General features: G+C 37.1%; 16 protein-coding genes. All 16 read right to left on the bottom strand.

From position 1 onward, the window contains the following. Positions 1-129 precede the first annotated feature (129 nt). The gene (murC, locus tag JOD14_RS04135; RefSeq protein ID WP_204653478.1) at positions 130-1,467 is read right to left on the bottom strand and encodes a UDP-N-acetylmuramate--L-alanine ligase; all 1,338 of its coding nucleotides are present in this window, start codon (positions 1,465-1,467) and stop codon (positions 130-132) included. 132 nt (positions 1,468-1,599) lie between these two features. Then, positions 1,600-3,789 carry a Tex family protein gene (locus JOD14_RS04130; protein ID WP_204653476.1) on the bottom strand — a complete coding sequence of 730 codons (2,190 nt, stop codon included), beginning with the start codon at positions 3,787-3,789 and terminating at the stop codon, positions 1,600-1,602. 23 nt (positions 3,790-3,812) lie between these two features. After that, positions 3,813-4,547 carry a metallophosphoesterase family protein gene (locus JOD14_RS04125; protein WP_204653474.1) on the bottom strand — a complete coding sequence of 245 codons (735 nt, stop codon included), beginning with the start codon at positions 4,545-4,547 and terminating at the stop codon, positions 3,813-3,815. A 71-nt stretch (positions 4,548-4,618) separates the two neighbouring features. After that, complete coding sequence (locus JOD14_RS04120) at positions 4,619-4,996, bottom strand: VOC family protein (RefSeq protein ID WP_204653472.1); 378 nt, start codon at positions 4,994-4,996, stop codon at positions 4,619-4,621. Positions 4,997-5,007: 11 nt separating this feature from the next. Next, positions 5,008-5,391: a DUF1149 family protein gene (locus JOD14_RS04115; protein WP_204653470.1), complete on the bottom strand. Its 384-nt coding sequence runs from the start codon at positions 5,389-5,391 to the stop codon at positions 5,008-5,010. Positions 5,392-5,588: 197 nt separating this feature from the next. Next, a complete protein-coding gene (locus JOD14_RS04110) occupies positions 5,589-6,635 on the bottom strand; it encodes a SepM family pheromone-processing serine protease (RefSeq protein WP_204653468.1) in 1,047 nt (348 codons plus the stop codon). Beyond that, complete coding sequence (coaD, locus tag JOD14_RS04105; protein ID WP_204653466.1) at positions 6,625-7,119, bottom strand: pantetheine-phosphate adenylyltransferase; 495 nt, start codon at positions 7,117-7,119, stop codon at positions 6,625-6,627. Before coaD ends, JOD14_RS04110 begins: the two co-directional genes overlap by 11 nt. A 3-nt stretch (positions 7,120-7,122) precedes the next feature. Beyond that, on the bottom strand, positions 7,123-7,677 hold the full coding sequence (gene rsmD / locus JOD14_RS04100; RefSeq protein WP_204653556.1) for a 16S rRNA (guanine(966)-N(2))-methyltransferase RsmD: 555 nt from the start codon (positions 7,675-7,677) through the stop codon (positions 7,123-7,125). Between the two features lie 72 nt (positions 7,678-7,749). After that, the gene (locus JOD14_RS04095; protein ID WP_379962477.1) at positions 7,750-8,112 is read right to left on the bottom strand and encodes a YlbG family protein; all 363 of its coding nucleotides are present in this window, start codon (positions 8,110-8,112) and stop codon (positions 7,750-7,752) included. Then, positions 8,081-8,506 carry a YlbF family regulator gene (locus tag JOD14_RS04090; protein ID WP_204653462.1) on the bottom strand — a complete coding sequence of 142 codons (426 nt, stop codon included), beginning with the start codon at positions 8,504-8,506 and terminating at the stop codon, positions 8,081-8,083. Before JOD14_RS04090 ends, JOD14_RS04095 begins: the two co-directional genes overlap by 32 nt. Continuing rightward, a complete protein-coding gene (locus tag JOD14_RS04085; protein ID WP_204653460.1) occupies positions 8,506-9,633 on the bottom strand; it encodes a CAP-associated domain-containing protein in 1,128 nt (375 codons plus the stop codon). Before JOD14_RS04085 ends, JOD14_RS04090 begins: the two co-directional genes overlap by 1 nt. Positions 9,634-9,658: 25 nt before the next feature. After that, a complete protein-coding gene (locus JOD14_RS04080) occupies positions 9,659-13,087 on the bottom strand; it encodes a pyruvate carboxylase (protein ID WP_204653458.1) in 3,429 nt (1,142 codons plus the stop codon). Positions 13,088-13,106: 19 nt separating this feature from the next. Beyond that, a complete protein-coding gene (locus JOD14_RS04075) occupies positions 13,107-14,267 on the bottom strand; it encodes an FtsW/RodA/SpoVE family cell cycle protein (protein ID WP_204653456.1) in 1,161 nt (386 codons plus the stop codon). Between the two features lie 3 nt (positions 14,268-14,270). After that, positions 14,271-14,570 (bottom strand): DUF1507 family protein, encoded by a 300-nt coding sequence (locus JOD14_RS04070; RefSeq protein WP_204653454.1) that lies wholly within the window; start codon positions 14,568-14,570, stop codon positions 14,271-14,273. A 584-nt stretch (positions 14,571-15,154) separates the two neighbouring features. Next, complete coding sequence (typA, locus tag JOD14_RS04065; RefSeq protein WP_204653452.1) at positions 15,155-16,990, bottom strand: translational GTPase TypA; 1,836 nt, start codon at positions 16,988-16,990, stop codon at positions 15,155-15,157. Between the two features lie 100 nt (positions 16,991-17,090). Next, positions 17,091-17,618, bottom strand: a complete 528-nt coding sequence (locus tag JOD14_RS04060) for an acyl-CoA thioesterase (RefSeq protein WP_204653450.1) — start codon at positions 17,616-17,618, stop codon at positions 17,091-17,093. Positions 17,619-17,746 lie beyond the last annotated feature (128 nt).

Here is a 17,746-nt window from a genome sequence, read left to right as displayed (position 1 = left end):
TTCTTTTGATTGACCAAATAAACAACGCTGTTTCAATGTTTTTTATTTAATCGGTAGACATTAAATATTCTCCAAAAAATAAAAGCAAAAAAGACTGGAAAATTCACTATTTATCCAGTCTTTTAGCCATTATCGTAAATTACGAGTCGTGCTGCTTAAAAGTTGTTCATAAGCTCTTTCAAATTTTTGAACATCTCCGGCACCCATAAAAATGACTAGGGCGTCTTCATAATCAAGTAAAGGTGAGACATTGTCTTCTTTAAGTACTTGACCACCTTTTTTAATTTTAGCACCTAAGTCTTCAATTTTTACGACACCTTGTGACTCACGTGCAGAACCAAAGATATCACATAAATAAACTTTATCAGCTAAATCTAATGCTTCTGCAAAGTCATCCATTAAAGCAATGGTTCTAGTAAAAGTATGCGGTTGAAAAACGGCAATAATCTCTTTATCTGGGTGTTTTTGACGAGCACCATCGATCGTTGCTCGAATTTCAGCTGGATGATGGGCATAATCATCGACAATCGTCATGTCTGCTACAATTTTTTCACTAAAGCGGCGTTTCACCCCTTTGAAGGTCGTCATTTCTTTGGCAACTTCAGCCATTGAAAGTCCTTCTAAGTAACTCACAGCAATCACACTTAACGCATTATTAATGTTGTGTTGCCCATAAGCCGGCAAACGAAAATGACCGATTTCTTTGCCTTTGAAAAAGACATCAAAATTGGAACCTTGTGTCGTTCGCTCAATATTGCGAACTTGAAAATCATCATTTTTATTTAAACCATAATAATAAATAGGAACATCCGCTTTTAATTGACGTAAATAGGGATCATCACCAAAGGCAATAATACCTTTATTTACTTGGTTAGCCATTGATTGAAAGGCAGAGTAGACATCTTCAATGCTTTCATAATAATCTGGGTGATCAAAATCAATATTGGTCATAATCACATAATTCGGTGAGTAAGCTAAGAAGTGGCGGCGGTACTCACATGCTTCAAAGGCAAAAAATTCAGCCGCTTCTACACCATGGCCCGTACCATCTCCAATTAAATAACTCGTTGGACGAATTCCTGAAAGAACGTGTGCTAACAAACCAGTTGTACTTGTTTTCCCATGAGAGCCCGTCACCGCAATGCTCGTGTAATTTTTGATTAATTGGCCTAAAAAATCATGGTAACGAATGATTTCTAAACCAAGTTCTTTTGCACGAATTAGTTCTTCGTGACTATCAGGAAAGGCATTACCTGCAATGACCGTCAATCCTGGGGTGATATTATTTTCATCAAAAACAAATAATGGAATTTCAGCTTTTTCTAAATCGCGTTGGGTAAAAAAATATTCTTCAACGTCAGATCCTTGAACATTAAAACCTTTCTCATGAAGGACTAAAGCGAGGGAACTCATCCCTGATCCTTTAATTCCGACAAAATGATAGGTAGGATTTTCTTGATTCAACATTCATAATTCCTCTTTTCTTAAGGCAGTACAAGTCATTTAATATGCTTTTAATTTTTTTATTAACGTTATAGATTATCTAATAGTTTATCTAAAATAGCAAACAAATTAGTGTTTTCTTAATAAATAAAGCCATTATTTTTCAAGACTTGTTTCCTTTGCTTTCGGCGCAATCATGGTTAAAGCGATCCGTCCTTTAGCCATATCGATTTGTTCGACCCAAACGGTAACAATATCACCGACTGTAACAACATCTTTGGGATGCTTGACAAAAGATTGACTTAGTTTGGATAAATGAACTAAACCATCTTGTTTAACGCCAATATCAACAAAGGCACCAAAATCAATTACGTTTCGAACGGTCCCTTTCAATTCCATGCCAACTTGTAAGTCTTCCATTGATAAAACATCTTTTCTAAGAAGCGGTGCCGGCATACTATCACGCATATCACGGCCTGGCTGTACTAGTGCGTGAATGATGTCTTCTACTGTTGCTTTCCCAACATTTAATTTTTGTGCAAGTTGACTTGGCTGACTTGCTTTTAACTTTTCAACCGCTTGAGTTGTTCCTAATTCAGAGGTTTGAATTTGAAGCTCGTCCAAAATTTGACTAGCAACCAAATAACTTTCTGGGTGAATCCCCGTATTGTCTAAAATATTTTTACCGGCAGGGATGCGTAAAAAACCAATGGCTTGTTCATATGCTTTTGGACCTAAGCGTGGTACTTTTTTCAGTTGATTCCTTTGTGAAAAAGCACCGTTTTCTTCACGGAAATGAAAAATATTTTGGGCAGTTGTCTTGTTTAAACCGGCAACATGCTCTAATAACTGTGGGCTTGCAGTGTTCACATCTACGCCAACTTGGTTTACAACCGTTTCAACGACAAAATCGAGTTGTTCTGTCAAACGTTTTTGCGAAACATCGTGTTGGTACTGACCGACGCCGACTGCTTTTGGTTCGATTTTAACCAGTTCGGCTAGAGGGTCTTGTAAACGCCGTCCGATACTAATCGCACTGCGTTCTTCTACTTGCAAGTCAGGAAATTCTTGGCGAGCAATCGGACTCGCCGAATAAACAGAGGCGCCTGCTTCATTTACAATTACATAATAAATTTCACGTTTTACTTTTTTTAGTTGTTCCGCAACAAATTGTTCCGACTCACGGCTAGCTGTACCGTTTCCGATTGCCACCATCTCTACTTGATATTGATTTAATAAATTGATAAAGGTTTTTTGTGCTTCTTCGTGTCGTTTCTCAGATGAAGCATGCGGGTAAATAACCGTTACGTTTAACAATTTTCCAGTTGCGTCCATAACTGCTAACTTGCAACCAGTACGATAAGCTGGATCAAAACCTAAAACAACTTTACCTTTTAAAGGCGATTGCAACAACAAATGACGTAAGTTCTCGCCGAATATTGCGATGGCTTGTTCATCCGCCGATTCGGTCAACTCATTGCGAATTTCACGTTCTACACTTGGTCCAATAAAGCGTTTATACGCATCTAAATACGCTGCTTCAATTAAAGCTGCGACACTAGAATTGGGCTCAGCAATTAATTGCTTGGCAAAATAAGTTTGAATCCTTGTTTCATCGACCGTTAACTGAACTTTTAAAATACCTTCTTTTTCTCCACGATTTGTTGCTAAAATTCGGTGCGAAACCATTCTTTTTATCGGCTCAGCAAAGTCGTAATACATTTCATAAACTTTTTTCTCATCAAGGCTTGCATCTTTTACTTGACTAACGTATTGACCGTTCTGGTAAAAAAACTGGCGAATCCAAGCACGGTATTTTGCTTCGTCACTAATTTGTTCTGCTAAAATTTCGTGGACACCTTTTAATGCTTCTTCGGGGGTCGTAATCGTTTCATTAAGGTATTCTTGCGCTTTGGTTAAATAGTCATCTTTTGGAAAAGTCCAAATCCAATCAGCAAATGGTTCTAACCCTTGCTCTTTTGCAATCGTTGCTTTCGTACGACGTTTTTGTTTGTAAGGTCGATATAAATCTTCCACCACTTGCAACTTGACCGCTAATTTAATTTCTTTTGTTAATTCAGGAGTTAGCTTTCCTTGTTCTTCAATGATTCGTAAAACTTCTTCTTTACGTTTTTCTAAGTTTTCTAAATAATGGTAACGTTCTTCAATCTCACGAATTTGTACTTCGTCTAAAGCATTGGTCATCTCTTTTCGATAACGCGCTATAAAAGGAACGGTATTTCCTTCATGTAATAAATTTAGAACTTTTTTAATTTGCTCTAAATGAAATTGTGGTAGTTCTTTCTTTAATAAATCAATAATCACTTGGTTTAATTCCGTTGCCATACACTCACTCTTTCCTACGTTTTTTAAAAATCTGGTTGCCATGGACCAGACATGTTTTGATATTCAATATCTTGCACTATGCCTGCTTGATTAAAGATAACCCCATGAACAGAGCCGCCAAAAATTGCACCACCATCAATACCGATTTTACGATCAGAAAACCATAAATCAGTGGTCTGCATATCTCCATGAAGCATTGGGGTAATCGTATGACCAAACACAATCGTTTTATCCGTTGTATTTTTCCCTTCTAAAAAAGGCTCACGAATCCAAATAAAATCATGTAAAGATGTCTTGCGCCAATCCGTTTGCTTAAAATCAACTCCGGCATGAACAAAAACATATTGCTGCCATTCAAAGTAAAAGGGACGTTCAATTAAAAAATCAATCAATTCTTTATAACGATGGCGAATCATCATGCCCATTTCAGTGGGAGAATATTCTTCGGTTGCTCCTGAATGAAGTAAACTATTGATTGTTTCTTTGCCACCATTTCGTGCATATTTTTCATACCAGTCTTCAGGGCGATTTAAAAACTGTAGTAAATATTCTTCGTGATTTCCTCGTAAATAGACGGCTCCAAACTGCTCGACTAATTCTTTTCCTAACAACAAACACTCTTTACTATGCATCCCTCGATCATTGAGGTCGCCTATCAAAACGAGTTGATGCCACTTGGGATCGAAGTCTTCTAAAAGTTTTTTAAACAAATCAATTTGACCATGGATATCACTAATTACATAGATTAATTTCTTCATTTTATCCCTGCTTTCTTTTTAACCAAAGAAAGGACTATGACTTCATTTTCGTCACAGCCCTTTTTACTTAGCTAATCGATTGGCCCAGAAACAGCAAAATAGTTTCCATCTGGATCAGAAAAATTAAATACGTATTGATCTTCTAATAAGATTAACTCCCCGATGGCAACACCTTGCTCTTTTACCTTCTTATACAGTTCAATCATTTGATCTGAGTAAAACATTAAAGAAGGTGAATTGGTTGCGACTTCTGGTGAATGTGCCTCAATAAACTTGCGATCGTATAAAACAAAATGAATCGGACTACCTTTGGCTAGTGCAAGTTCGACAACCAGCGTTCCATCCATTGACTGTTCTTCAATCACAACAAAATCTAGCGCAAGCCAAAACTCTTTCGCCTTTAAAACATCATCGACATAGAGCATCAATTGAATTTTATTAGCAAACATAAACGCACCTTCTATTCATTTTCTTGATTAAAGTTCAAATTAATTCCTGGTTGATCCATGACAATTTCAGTGACTTCATACGTTAAACGTTGCAACATATCAAAAAGCGGTGCCACTAATTCATTGGCTTCTTCTTTTGTTAAATCTTCTTGTTTTGTCACTTGACGATTGATAAAGTGGTTTACTTGACCAATTGCGCCACGAATCATAAATTCAGGAAAGACAACTTGAAATTGTAAACGTGCTGCTAAAATACTATTTTCTTTCGGATAGTTTTCATCTGGTGCAGGAAATGGTGCAAAGCCTGCATGAATTTTTGTTTCTACTTCTATGTTTGGATCACGCATATCAAAGTGATACGATTCTACAATCGGTTTTTGTCTTTTTAATTCCATCTTATTAATTCCTCCAAATATAATGCTTTCAATCTCTATATATTTTAGCATAGGCCTCTGCAATAACCTAGTTAAATATCAAAGAGCGGTTATTTTTTGAGACTGACGCAAGTGAATCAGCGGTGCTTTTCATTCATTTTTTTAAATGACTTCTGGTTTATCCTTTTACTAAGCAAGAACGATGCAACAAGAAGTCGTTACTCTTTCGTTTCTTTCAAATAATCAATCGCATCTTGTACGGTTTTGACAGGAACTAATTTCATCTTGGTATTCAATTTTTTCATTGCGCGTTTTGCCTCTTCATAATTTGAAAGAATGCCTGGGAAATTCACTTTCATCTCCTCTGTAATTTCATCATCTGGAGCAAAAAAGACGTCCATTCCAGCCGCACTGGCACTGGCTATTTTTTTATCAATTCCACCGATTCTTCCAACGACTCCCTCTGAATTAATTGTTCCAGTTCCTGCAATTTGACGATTTTGTCGTAAATTTTCTTGGGTTAACTGTTCATAAATTTGTAAAGTAAACATTAACCCGGCAGACGGCCCGCCAATATTTTCGACATGAAAATCAATTTTTTCTTCAGAAGAAATTTCGGTATGATCAACCAATGAAATGCCAATTCCAGCTTTTTTGTTTGTTGCCAATTCGATTAACTGACCACTCGCTTTTTCTTCTTTGCCATTGTGTAAGAAGGTAATTTCAACTTCTTCACCGATCATCTTGTTTTGGACATAATCCATGAATTCTTGTGAACTTTTAAAAGTTTGTCCATCTACTTGTGTAACCGTATCACCAACATGGATTTTATCAATGAAGTTCGAGGATGGATCGATGTGCATCACGTAAACCCCTTTAAATTCAAAGGTAAATGGTTTATTGGCTAGTGTCAAAGCTTGTTCAACAGCACTATTTTGAGAAGAACTCATGTAGTATTGCTGCATTTGGCTATATTCTTCACTCGTTGCATCACCGAAAAATTCTTCTTCACTCACAATATCAGAAAACGGATCAAATTTTGCTTGCGCGGCACGTAGCAAGGTCGCTTGGTAAACACCAACTGAAGTAAGGGAAAAAGAGCCTGGTTCTTGATCTTTTTGCCCATTGACGGTCACTAGTTCGTTTAATGCAATCGTTGAGCCGGGTTTTTCTATGTAGTAAGGAATTGGTAAAAAGATACTTGCGACAATAAACAATGCCAGTATGCCTAGAAGAATATATTTTATTGGTGCCTTATTTTTCATTGATTTCACCCTTCTTTTCCATCATCATCTGATAAACGTTTTTTGGCAAATACGCCTGCACATTACCATCAAAAAGTAAAACCTCTTTTATTAAACTCGAACTAATATGGCTGTATTGCGATTGTGCCAATAAAAAGACGGTTTCAATTTCAGGATTTAAATGTTGATTCATTTCCATAATTTCACGTTCATACTCATAGTCTTTAATGCTACGAATACCACGTAGTAGAAAATTCGCACCTAAACGCTCGGCTGCAACAACCGTTAGTTCTGTTTCTTGTGCGATTACACGAACGTTAGAAATATCTGCTACCGCCTCTTTTACAAGCATTAATTTTTCTTCCATGGTAAATAAAGAAGATTTATTACTATTTACAAATACACCGACGATCAATTCATCGAAAAGTTTTGCCCCACGACGAATCGTCTCGAGATGCCCCATAGTTAATGGATCAAAACTCCCTGGAAATAATGCTCTTTTCATCTTTCATTCCTCATTCCTATAGATCGTTACCGCCGAAGTCCCATACACTTGTCGACGAATTTGAGTCAAATTTAAAATCATTTCAGGTAATTCGACACTTTTATCTGTTTCACAAACAATCGTTGCTCTTTCATTTAACAACTGTCCCTCAATCATTTTTTCAATTTGATCGACAATTTCTTGTCTTGCATATGGTGGATCTAAAAAAATAAGATCGAACGAACGTTTTTCCAAAGATAAACGCTTAATTGCTTGATTGGCATCCATTTTTAATGTTTCGAATTTTTGAGGATTTTTGGTAATTTTAATATTTTCTTGTATAACTTTCATCGCCTGATAGTTTCGATCGACACAAACCGCTAAAGTCATTCCCCGTGAGATGGCTTCAATGGCTAAGCCCCCACTTCCGGCAAATAAATCAAGAACCATTCCATCTTCAAAATACGGTCCAATCATATTAAAAATCGATTCTTTTACCTTGTCGCTGGTTGGGCGAGTATTGTCTCCTGTTAAACTTTTTAATTTTCTACCACGATATTCACCAGATATAACGCGCATCATGCTTCCCTCCACAAAAGAAAAGACCACTTTAGGCAAATCACGCAAAGTTGTCTTTTCTTTTTTTTCAATTTATACTTCTTCTGCCAACTGAATTACCGGTATTTCTACTTCATTTTCATAATCTGGTTCATCCTCTTGGACTTGAAAAGCAGCTCTCGTGCCAATTTTATCAGCAAAGTTCATTTCAATATCCGGTCGATACGACTGCTCAATTTCACGAACAAAGTGTAATCGATTGATCTTTTCCATCGCTTCTTCGACTTCTTCTTCATTCACGTATAAAACAACGTATTTCATTTTATTCGAAACAAAATGAATTGTCCCAAAACGTCTTAAATTTTTTAATTGACGCAAGCTGTAAACCCAGACAATCAAACCTCTTCTTTTTTGAATGACAAACTCACCCATGAGAACACCCTCCTTTACAACCAGATTTCGATTCAAAAAACGGATTTCCCGTTTCGACAATAATATCTTCTGAAAAGATCTCAGCCACTTTTAAGCTAATTTCATCAAGTAGTCCTTGTAACTGTGTTTCAGCTAAACGATACTGGGCAACTAAAGGATGCAAATCAAGCGCTCGTTTACTCTTTCTTAAGGCCCGTTGTTTTTCACGATAATCAGGAGCATATTTCCCGTAACTTTCAATTCGTTCAAAACTCCCTTTATGCTGCGTAAATTCTTGCCGCAATTTTGCTACCGTTGCATCATGGTGCATCATTTTTTTAGCTTGAATATAGGCATTAAAAGAAGAGCTCTTAATAATTTGATTGACAAGTTGTCCAACTTGATCTTCAATGGCGAAAAAATGATCATTGTAAATCACTAGTTGTCCCCGCTTTCTTCTATTTTATTCATCTCTTGGAATAAGACTAACATATTCTCTTTTGAAAAGGCAATCCCTAGCGCTTCTGATTTTTCATAAAAAAGATGAGAAACTAAATAAGGGTTGCTATACCAAGATAAAATCGTAAAAATCGGATCATAAACCGGCATTTCAAAATGACCATATAGAATTTTATGCTCGTAATCTTTTAACAAAATCGCAAGTTCTTGCTTACTTAAGACCCATTTTTGTTGTTCTGCATTTTCTTGAATTCGCAAATAACTCTTTAACCGCTCCGTCGAAATAATATCTTCAGGGTTTTCTAAAAATTTCCCTAATCGTTCTTCCGTCGTATATTGTAAAGGGGGTTGCGTTTCATACACTGGAAAATTAAAATTTTGGCGTAACATTTGCATGACACGCTGACTTTTTTCGCTTTTTTGAACGTCAATGCTAACCCAATTTGCTTCTTCGTTCACACTAAAAAATAGCGGCGTTCCTTCCGTCAATTGAAATGGCGCTAATTTTAAGAGGGTTTGCGCATCTAGGTACATGATTGCATATAAATTACTATTATTTTTTTGTTGGTCAAAAAAAAGAATGGCAAAGGTCGAATTATCAAAGACCATTAATGGGCGATAGTTTAAATCGTCTTCCATCAACTCAAAACTATATTTTTCATTATTGTATCTAAATTGTATGTTAGGAGAAATGACATAATCTTTTGCCAAATCAGCAATCGTCATGCCGATTTCAAAAGGTGCGCTTTTTATTTCATCTGAACCAATAAATTTAATACTTGTAATCTGGTTTAACGTGGTTGTCACTTCAAAAAAAGAGCCCTCACCGTATTGATAAATATGGTTTTTAAAGCCAAAGCCTGAATCATTCACTACTTCAGCTGTACCATACTCTTTTTCAAATGATGAGAGCTCTTGCCCGATAAATAGCGCCAATCCTGATGATGGAATGACCTCTGCATTTAAAGAAGTTGAAGGAGGCTGTAGTGAACGAGGTTGATTTATTGTTGTTTCTGCCGCTCTTTGATAAGTAAATACCGGATATAAATAAACAAGCAATAAAGAACCAATAAGAATACTAATAAACAATAGTATTTGACGTTTCACTGTTGTTGTCTCCTTCAATCATTTTTTATTTTTCTTTTAATTCCATTAATAAATCACCTGAAGAAATTGGTTCGCCGGCTTCCACATAAATACTGCCAACAACCCCATCAAATCGCGCTTCAATAGATGTTTCCATCTTCATTGCTTCTGTCACCATTAAGGTATCCCCGCGTTTTACTTTGTCTCCTTTTTTAACGAGTACTTGTAAAACAGAACCAGACATCGTTGCCCCAATGTGTTCTTTATTACTTGGCTCTACTTTTCGTTTCGTAATGACTTTACTCTTAATTGAACTATCACGAACAACAATTTCACGACGTTGACCGTTTAAGTTAAAGAAGATTGTTCGGTTTCCTTCAATATCAGGTTCCCCAATATCGTCTAAACGAATAATTAGCACCTTGCCTTTTTCAATTTCTACATCAATTCTTTCGCCAATTCGCATACCACTAAAGAATGTTGGTGTATCAAGGACTTTTATATCAGCAAATTGGTCATAAGCTTTACGATAACCTAAGAAAACTTCTGGATACATTAAGTAACTCAAAATTTCTTCTTGCTTTGGTTCATAACCAATTAAAGCGGCTAATTCTAATTTTACTTCATCAAAATTGACTGCTTTGGCTCTTAAACCTGGGCGTTCTGTATAAGCAGGACGGTTTTTCAAGATAATTTGTTGTAATTCAACTGGGAACCCACCAACTGGTTGGCCCAAATCACCTTGGAAGAACGTGACCACTGACTCAGGGAAACTAATTTCTTGTCCTCTTTCGTAAATGATTTCTTCCGTTAAATCATTTTGAACCATGAATAACGCCATATCCCCAACGACTTTTGAAGAAGGTGTTACTTTAACAATATCACCAAACATCATATTTACTTTGCGATACATTTTAGTAATTTCATCCCAACGCTCGCCTAGACCGACAGCTTTGGCTTGTTGTTGAAGATTCGAATACTGTCCACCTGGCATTTCATGTGCGTAAACTTCCGTTTGTGGTGCATTTAGGCCATTTTCAAACGGACGATAATACGGACGAACGTCTTCCCAGTAGTGGTTTAATTTTTGAACTTTTTCAATTTCAATATCCGGAACACGTTTTCCGTTAACTAAAGCGTAATACAAACTACTTAAGCTTGGTTGGCTCGTATGACTACTCATCGCACTCATCGCGACATCGACAATGTCAACGCCCGCTGTTACAGCAGCAGAGTACGTAATAATCCCATTTCCGCTCGTATCATGTGTGTGCAAATGAATCGGCAAATCGATGGCCGCTTTTAATTCGCTAATTAAACGATAAGAAGCTTGTGGTTTTAATAACCCCGCCATGTCTTTAATTGCAATTGTATGTGCACCCAATGCTTGTAGTTCTTTAGCCATATCAATGTAGTATTTCACGTTGTATTTCGCTCGGCTTGGGTCATTAATATCACCCGTATAACAAATGGCTGCTTCAGCAATTTTACCAGCATCACGAACCGCTTGAATACTTTTTTCCATTTGCGGAATCCAGTTTAAGCTATCAAAAATTCGGAAAACATCAATTCCTTGTGAAGCCGCTTCATTGATGAATGCCACAAGGACGTTATCTGGGTAATTTGAATACCCAACCGCATTTGATCCTCTAAATAACATTTGCAGTAAAGTATTTGGCATCTTTTTGCGTAATGTCCGTAATCTTTCCCATGGGTCTTCGGTTAAGAAGCGATAAGATACGTCAAAAGTCGCGCCTCCCCACATTTCGCTTGAGAACAATTGTGGAATGGCTTGCTCGGTTTGGCTTGCTATCGCGGCAATATCTTTTGTTCGCACACGCGTTGCAAGTAGACTTTGGTGAGCATCACGGAAGGTCGTATCGGTTAATAAGACATTCTTTTGCTCTTTGACCCAAGCAACAACGGCATCGGCCCCTTCTTCATCTAAAATATTTTTAGCAGAACGGAAGGTCGGTAACATTTCCATTTTCTTTGGTCGACGAGGCGCATCAAAATATTTTTTCGTTTGCTTTTCAATACCGGGGAAGCCATTTACCGTAATTTCTGCGATGTATTTCATAGTTTTATTCCCGCGGTCACGCATTTGTGGGAACTCAAACAACTCAGGAGTTGTATCAATAAAAGTGGTCTTAGCTAAACCAGATTGAAACTCTGGGTGTCGAATCACATTTCGCATAAATGGAATATTCGTTTCTACTCCACGAATCCTAAATTCACGTAAGCAACGTTCCATTTTTTGCGTTGCTTGTGCATAGGTGGCGCCATGTGTACAAACTTTTACAAGTAAGGAATCAAAGTAAGGCGTAACAACGGCACCAGCATACGCATTACCAACGTCTAAACGAACCCCGAAGCCACCTGGCGAACGATAAGTATCAATCTTACCTGTATCAGGTAAAAAGTCGTTCAATGGATCTTCTGTTGTAATTCGACATTGAATGGCTGAACCTTCATAAGTTAATTGATCTTGGGTTGGAATGCCAATTTCTTTATGTAAGTCTTTTCCTTGAGCAATCAAAATTTGACTCGTTACAATATCTACATCTGTAATTAATTCGGTAATTGTATGCTCTACTTGCACACGCGGATTGACTTCAATAAAGTAGAAATGATCTCCTTCAACTAAAAATTCAACCGTTCCCGCATTAACATAGCCCACGTGTTTCATTAATCGAACAGCCGCTTGGCAAATTTCTTCTCGTTGTTCGTCATTCATCGACACACAAGGGGCTACTTCAACTACTTTTTGGTGACGACGTTGAACCGAACAATCACGCTCAAATAAGTGCATGACATTTCCATGTGTATCGCCTAAAATTTGTACTTCAATGTGTTTTGGTTGACTAATATACTTTTCAACATACACTTCATCACTACCAAAAGCCGCTTTCGCTTCACTTTTAGCACGTTCGTACCCATCTCTTGCTTCATGCTCATTGTGGGCAACTCGCATCCCACGGCCGCCACCACCTAAAGCCGCCTTAATCATCACAGGGTAACCATATTCTTTTGCAAATGCAACCACTTCATCAACCGTAGATACCGGGCCATCCGAACCAGGGATGGATGGGATACCTGCTTCTAAAGCCGCTTGTTTGGCTTTAATTTTATCACCAAAGATATCTAAATGGTGGGTGCTTGGACCGATAAAAATCAAGCCCTCTTCTGCACATCGTTTAGCAAATTCTAAGTTCTCTGATAAAAAGCCATAACCCGGGTGAATCGCTTCGGCCCCAGATTCTTTAGCAATTCGAATGATATCTTCAATATCAAGGTATGCATCAATTGGACGTTTTCCCTTACCAACCAAGTAAGCTTCATCTGCTTTAAAGCGATGAACAGAATATTCGTCTTCTGCTGCATAAATTGCAACCGTCTTTATTTTTAATTCTGCTCCAGCACGTAAAACGCGCGTTGCAATTTCTCCTCGGTTAGCCACCAATATTTTTTTCATTTAACCACTCCTTCAAAATTTACTTCAATCGATATTGTTTTTTTCTTTCATCTGCACTAATATTTAGCACAAATCCAATACAAATTGAAAACATTAATAAACTAGAACCTCCTTGACTAATAAAAGGAAATGTAATTCCAGTTAAAGGGATAATCCCTGTAATACCACCTAAGTTAATAAAAACTGATACTAAAAATAAAACACCGATCCCTAAACACATCATGGAATTAAATGGATCATCTGAACGAATGCCAATCAAGATAATTCGGGTAATCAAGTAAAATAATAAACCTAAAATCACAATTGCAAAGAGCAAACCGAGCTCTTCAACAACAATCGCAAAGGCAAAATCCGTATGAGCAAATTTTAAAAAGCCATTTTTTTGAATACTATTGCCTAACCCACGACCAAAAATTCCACCATTAAACATCGCATAGTAACCTTGAATCATTTGGTGTCCATCTCCGTATTCGTCAATGAAAGGATTTCGAAAAACTAAAAAGCGGGAGACTACGTGGCTAGGTAACAATTTTGAGCCAATCGTATTCACAATGAAAACGATCATAACACTACCGACAAGCGTTAAGCCACCTGCTAGTAACGTATAATAGTAACTAATCCCACTTGTTAAAAGTACCGCCATAAATAATAAAACAATCACCGCGGCATTTCCAAAGTCAGGATAAGCCATAATAAGCACAATCTGGAGGGCAAAAATTAATAACGTCCCTTTTAAATTCTGAAGCAAGCCAAGATGAATAACATTTTGACAGCTCGCTAACTTAACTGAAAAGTACCAAATCACAATGAATTTTAAAAATTCAACGGGTTGGATTGTTCCCCCAATAATCGGAAGAGGAATCCATCCCCAAGAACCGTTTACTTTATCAAAAAAGAAAGCCAAGATTAAAAAAACTGTAATAATCATCATTGCTAAATTGACTAAATTGTTCCTTCGCAAAAATTCTACTTTCATTTTATAAATAATCATAATTACGGTTAGACTTAACAGCCAAAAAAACAATTGCGAGATTGCTTGTTTAGCAGGATTGGCCCCTTTGATTAATTGTACATAGGAAGTGGTACTATACACCATCATTAAACCGATAATACTCAACGTCAAATAAGGTAATAAAATTCCCCAATCTAACAGGTGTCTTTTCTTTAATTCTTTGGGCAAAGACTAAACCTCCTTGCCTAATTCGTTTTCTTGTTGATCTTGATAAACTTCATGATACATTTGATTTAAATCTCTTTCTAAATCACTTAATATTTGTTGTCCTATCACGTTTGAAATCGCTCCTAACGAAATGGCAAAAGCAATTTGTCGAGATAACCCATACATCTGCGTATCCACTACTTCTTCAAACGCCTTGCAGTGGGCAATGCAAAGACTATGCTTTTGATTTTTAATTAAAAGCCGAATGCGATTCGCTTCTTCCTCAAGCAATTGTCTTGCTTTGGACTCTGAAGACAGTTCCATGTTCACTCCCCCTATCTTATATTCGTTTTTCTATTATAGCATAAACTACCGGTTAATTCTTTGGAACTTTTCAGGAAATTTAATTTTCTTTTATTGTGAAACATACCCGTATTATGAAACACAAAAAGCGAATTGTCCAAGGTGTTTTTTTTCGAAAGCCGACTAGGTCAATCTTTTTGGTTTTGATATTTTTAAGTTACCCACAATTTCAGAAGAAACTTTAATCTCTTTTAACTGATGTCGCATGATTATTCGGCCATCTCATTTTCGTTTTTAAGCCAACAAGTTGATCAAAATCTGCAAAAATAAGCTGCTGGTAAATTTGTGGTTTACGCATTAGAAGCCTCCAATATTGATAAAAGTGCACGATTTTCCGTATTTTACCGTTGAAAATCGTGCACTTGTTATATAAAATACCGATGCCAAACACCGCTGTTTCAATATTTTTTTATTGAATCGGTAGACACTAATTAACGAATGATTTCTACTTTTATATAAAAAAACAACCGACAAAAAGTTAAAGAGCCTTTTTCGTCGGTTGTCGCTTTATTTTATTCGATTCATCAGCAAGCTTATTTTTTAATTTACTCTGCTTTTTTCTTTTTCTTCGCTGCTTTTTCACGTTCATTTTTATTTAAAATTTGTTTGCGTAAACGAATACTTTCTGGTGTAACTTCGCAGTACTCATCTTCATTTAAAAATTCAAGTGATTCTTCTAAAGTTAATTTCTTCGGTTTTTTAATCACTGATGTTTGATCTTTTGTTGCAGAACGAACGTTAGTCATTTGTTTAGCTTTCGTAATATTAACCGTCAAGTCATTCTCACGAGAGTTTTCACCAACAATCATTCCTTCGTATACTTCTGTTCCTGGTTCAACAAAGACTGTTCCACGCTCTTCGACACTCATAATCGAATAGGTGGTTGCTTTTCCAGTATCAATTGATACAAGCGCACCATGGTGACGACCACCAATTTGTGATTGAATCATTGGTAAGTACTGATCAAAAGTATGGTGCAAAATACCATAACCACGAGTCATTGATAAAAATTCCGTCGTGTAACCAATTAATCCACGAGCTGGTGCCAAGAAAATAATACGTACTTGACCATTGCCTGTATTAATCATATCTTGCATTTCTGCTTTACGGTAACCAAGGGATTCAATAACTGAACCCATATACTCTTCAGGCGTGTCAATTTGTACACGCTCAAATGGCTCGCATTTTACACCATCAATTTCGCGTTCAATTACTTCAGGGCGTGATACTTGTAGCTCATAGCCTTCACGACGCATATTTTCAATTAAAATAGACAAGTGTAATTCACCACGACCAGAAACAATCCAAGAATCCGGACCAATTGAATCAATTCTCAAAGAAACGTCCGTTTGTAATTCTGACATTAAACGTTCCTCAATTTTACGAGCAGTAATGAATTTTCCTTCGCGGCCCGCAAAAGGTGAGTTATTGACTAAAAAGGTCATTTGTAAAGTTGGTTCATCAATATGTAAGATTGGTAACGCTTCTTGATGGTCTGCAGGCGTGACGGTTTCCCCAACGAAAATATCTTCCATACCAGAGACCGCAATTAAATCGCCGGCTTTCGCTTCTTGAATCTCCACGCGATCAAAACCTAAGAAACCAAGTAATTTTGTGACACGGAAATTTTTGAATGTGCCGTCTAACTTCATTAAAGAAACTTGGTCACCGACACGAATCGTGCCACGGAAAACGCGCCCAATTCCAATTCGGCCAACATAGTCATTGTAATCAAGTAAAGAAACTTGGAACTGTAGTGGCTCATCGCTATTATCAACTGGGGCTGGAATGTGATCAATGATTGTATCGAATACATGGTTCATTGTAGGCTCTTGGTCAGCAGGGTCATCTGATAGACTGGAAGAACCGTTTAAAGCAGAAGCGTAAATAACTGGGAAGTCTAATTGGTCATCTTCTGCACCAAGTTCAATAAATAACTCTAAGACTTCATCAACGACAAATTCCGGGCGAGCGGATGGTTTATCGATTTTATTTACGACAACAATTGGTGTTACTCCTTGTTCCAAAGCTTTTTTAAGTACAAAGCGTGTTTGAGGCATCGTCCCTTCATATGCATCAACGACTAAAATAACGCCATCGACCATTTTCATGATCCGCTCAACTTCTCCACCAAAATCCGCGTGTCCTGGGGTATCTAAAATATTAATACGTGTACCATTATATTCTACGGCCGTATTCTTAGCTAAAATTGTAATTCCACGTTCTTGTTCAATTGCATTTGAGTCCATTGAGCGGTCTTTATCTTGACCACGCTCTTTCACAGCATGAGATTGTTTCAATAACTCATCGACCAAGGTCGTTTTCCCGTGGTCAACGTGAGCGATAATCGCAACATTGCGTAAATCATTTCTGTATTTCAATTAATTTTACTCCTTTTTTCTTATGGCATTACATCGACGAGTAATTATAACAAAAAAACTTTCTGAAATATAGTGAAAAGTTTTCAAATTTTAAAAAAATTCAAGAATCCCAAGGTAAATCGACCGAAAGTTGCGCGGAAAAGTCTTTATAAGCTTTTCTTTCGGCTAAACGGTGCAAGCGACGTTGTTCATAACCGGCACAAACTAACTTTTCTTCTGACGTTTCAGGAACAACCATTGGCAAAACAAAATCAACTTCTTCATTCATATGCGAAGGAATGGCAACAAAGGTCATAAAGCTAGTTGCAGCGAGATAACGTTCGCCTGTGACTAAATCTTCTCCAATGACTTTAACAAAAACTTCCATTGATTTACGATGCACCCCAGAAATATACGTTTCGATACAAACAGAATGGTTCGAATGAAGCGGCTTTAAAAAATTCAACTGATCTAAAGAGGCTGTTACTGCCCCTCGACGACAATGGCGACTAACAGAAATTGAAGCCGCGTCATCAATTAACGTCATCAACTTGCCACCAAATAAAAAACCAAATGGATTTAAGTCAAATGGAAAAATGCGATGGGTTTGAATTACTTTCGATACACGGCAATATTTTGGTTCATTCATAGATTGATCTCCTTATTTCTAAACTATTGGTAGTCACTAGTGGTGCAAAGATTATTTCGCACTAAAAACCTCATTTATCACTATCTAAACCAAAAAAAGTCCTTTATACTGAATCAAGGATGACTTAT

Source organism: Enterococcus lemanii (assembly GCF_016909125.1).
GTDB classification, from domain to species: Bacteria; Bacillota; Bacilli; order Lactobacillales; family Enterococcaceae; genus Enterococcus_I; species Enterococcus_I lemanii.
The sequence above is the reverse complement of the archived record's forward strand: the minus strand, read 5'-3'. Positions and strand labels throughout refer to the sequence as shown.

Excerpts from the sequence above, each read along its gene's own strand:
- JOD14_RS04110 (WP_204653468.1), bottom strand. The coding sequence starts at position 6,635 with ATGAAAAATAAGGCACCAATAAAATATATTCTTCTAGGCATACTGGCA.
- JOD14_RS04120 (WP_204653472.1), bottom strand. The coding sequence starts at position 4,996 with ATGTTTGCTAATAAAATTCAATTGATGCTCTATGTCGATGATGTTTTA.
- JOD14_RS04125 (WP_204653474.1), bottom strand. The coding sequence starts at position 4,547 with ATGAAGAAATTAATCTATGTAATTAGTGATATCCATGGTCAAATTGAT.
- JOD14_RS04060 (WP_204653450.1), bottom strand. The coding sequence starts at position 17,618 with ATGAATGAACCAAAATATTGCCGTGTATCGAAAGTAATTCAAACCCAT.
- JOD14_RS04070 (WP_204653454.1), bottom strand. The coding sequence starts at position 14,570 with ATGGAACTGTCTTCAGAGTCCAAAGCAAGACAATTGCTTGAGGAAGAA.
- murC (WP_204653478.1), bottom strand. The coding sequence starts at position 1,467 with ATGTTGAATCAAGAAAATCCTACCTATCATTTTGTCGGAATTAAAGGA.
- JOD14_RS04080 (WP_204653458.1), bottom strand. The coding sequence starts at position 13,087 with ATGAAAAAAATATTGGTGGCTAACCGAGGAGAAATTGCAACGCGCGTT.
- coaD (WP_204653466.1), bottom strand. The coding sequence starts at position 7,119 with ATGAAAAGAGCATTATTTCCAGGGAGTTTTGATCCATTAACTATGGGG.
- JOD14_RS04130 (WP_204653476.1), bottom strand. The coding sequence starts at position 3,789 with ATGGCAACGGAATTAAACCAAGTGATTATTGATTTATTAAAGAAAGAA.
- JOD14_RS04115 (WP_204653470.1), bottom strand. The coding sequence starts at position 5,391 with ATGGAATTAAAAAGACAAAAACCGATTGTAGAATCGTATCACTTTGAT.
- rsmD (WP_204653556.1), bottom strand. The coding sequence starts at position 7,677 with ATGCGCGTTATATCTGGTGAATATCGTGGTAGAAAATTAAAAAGTTTA.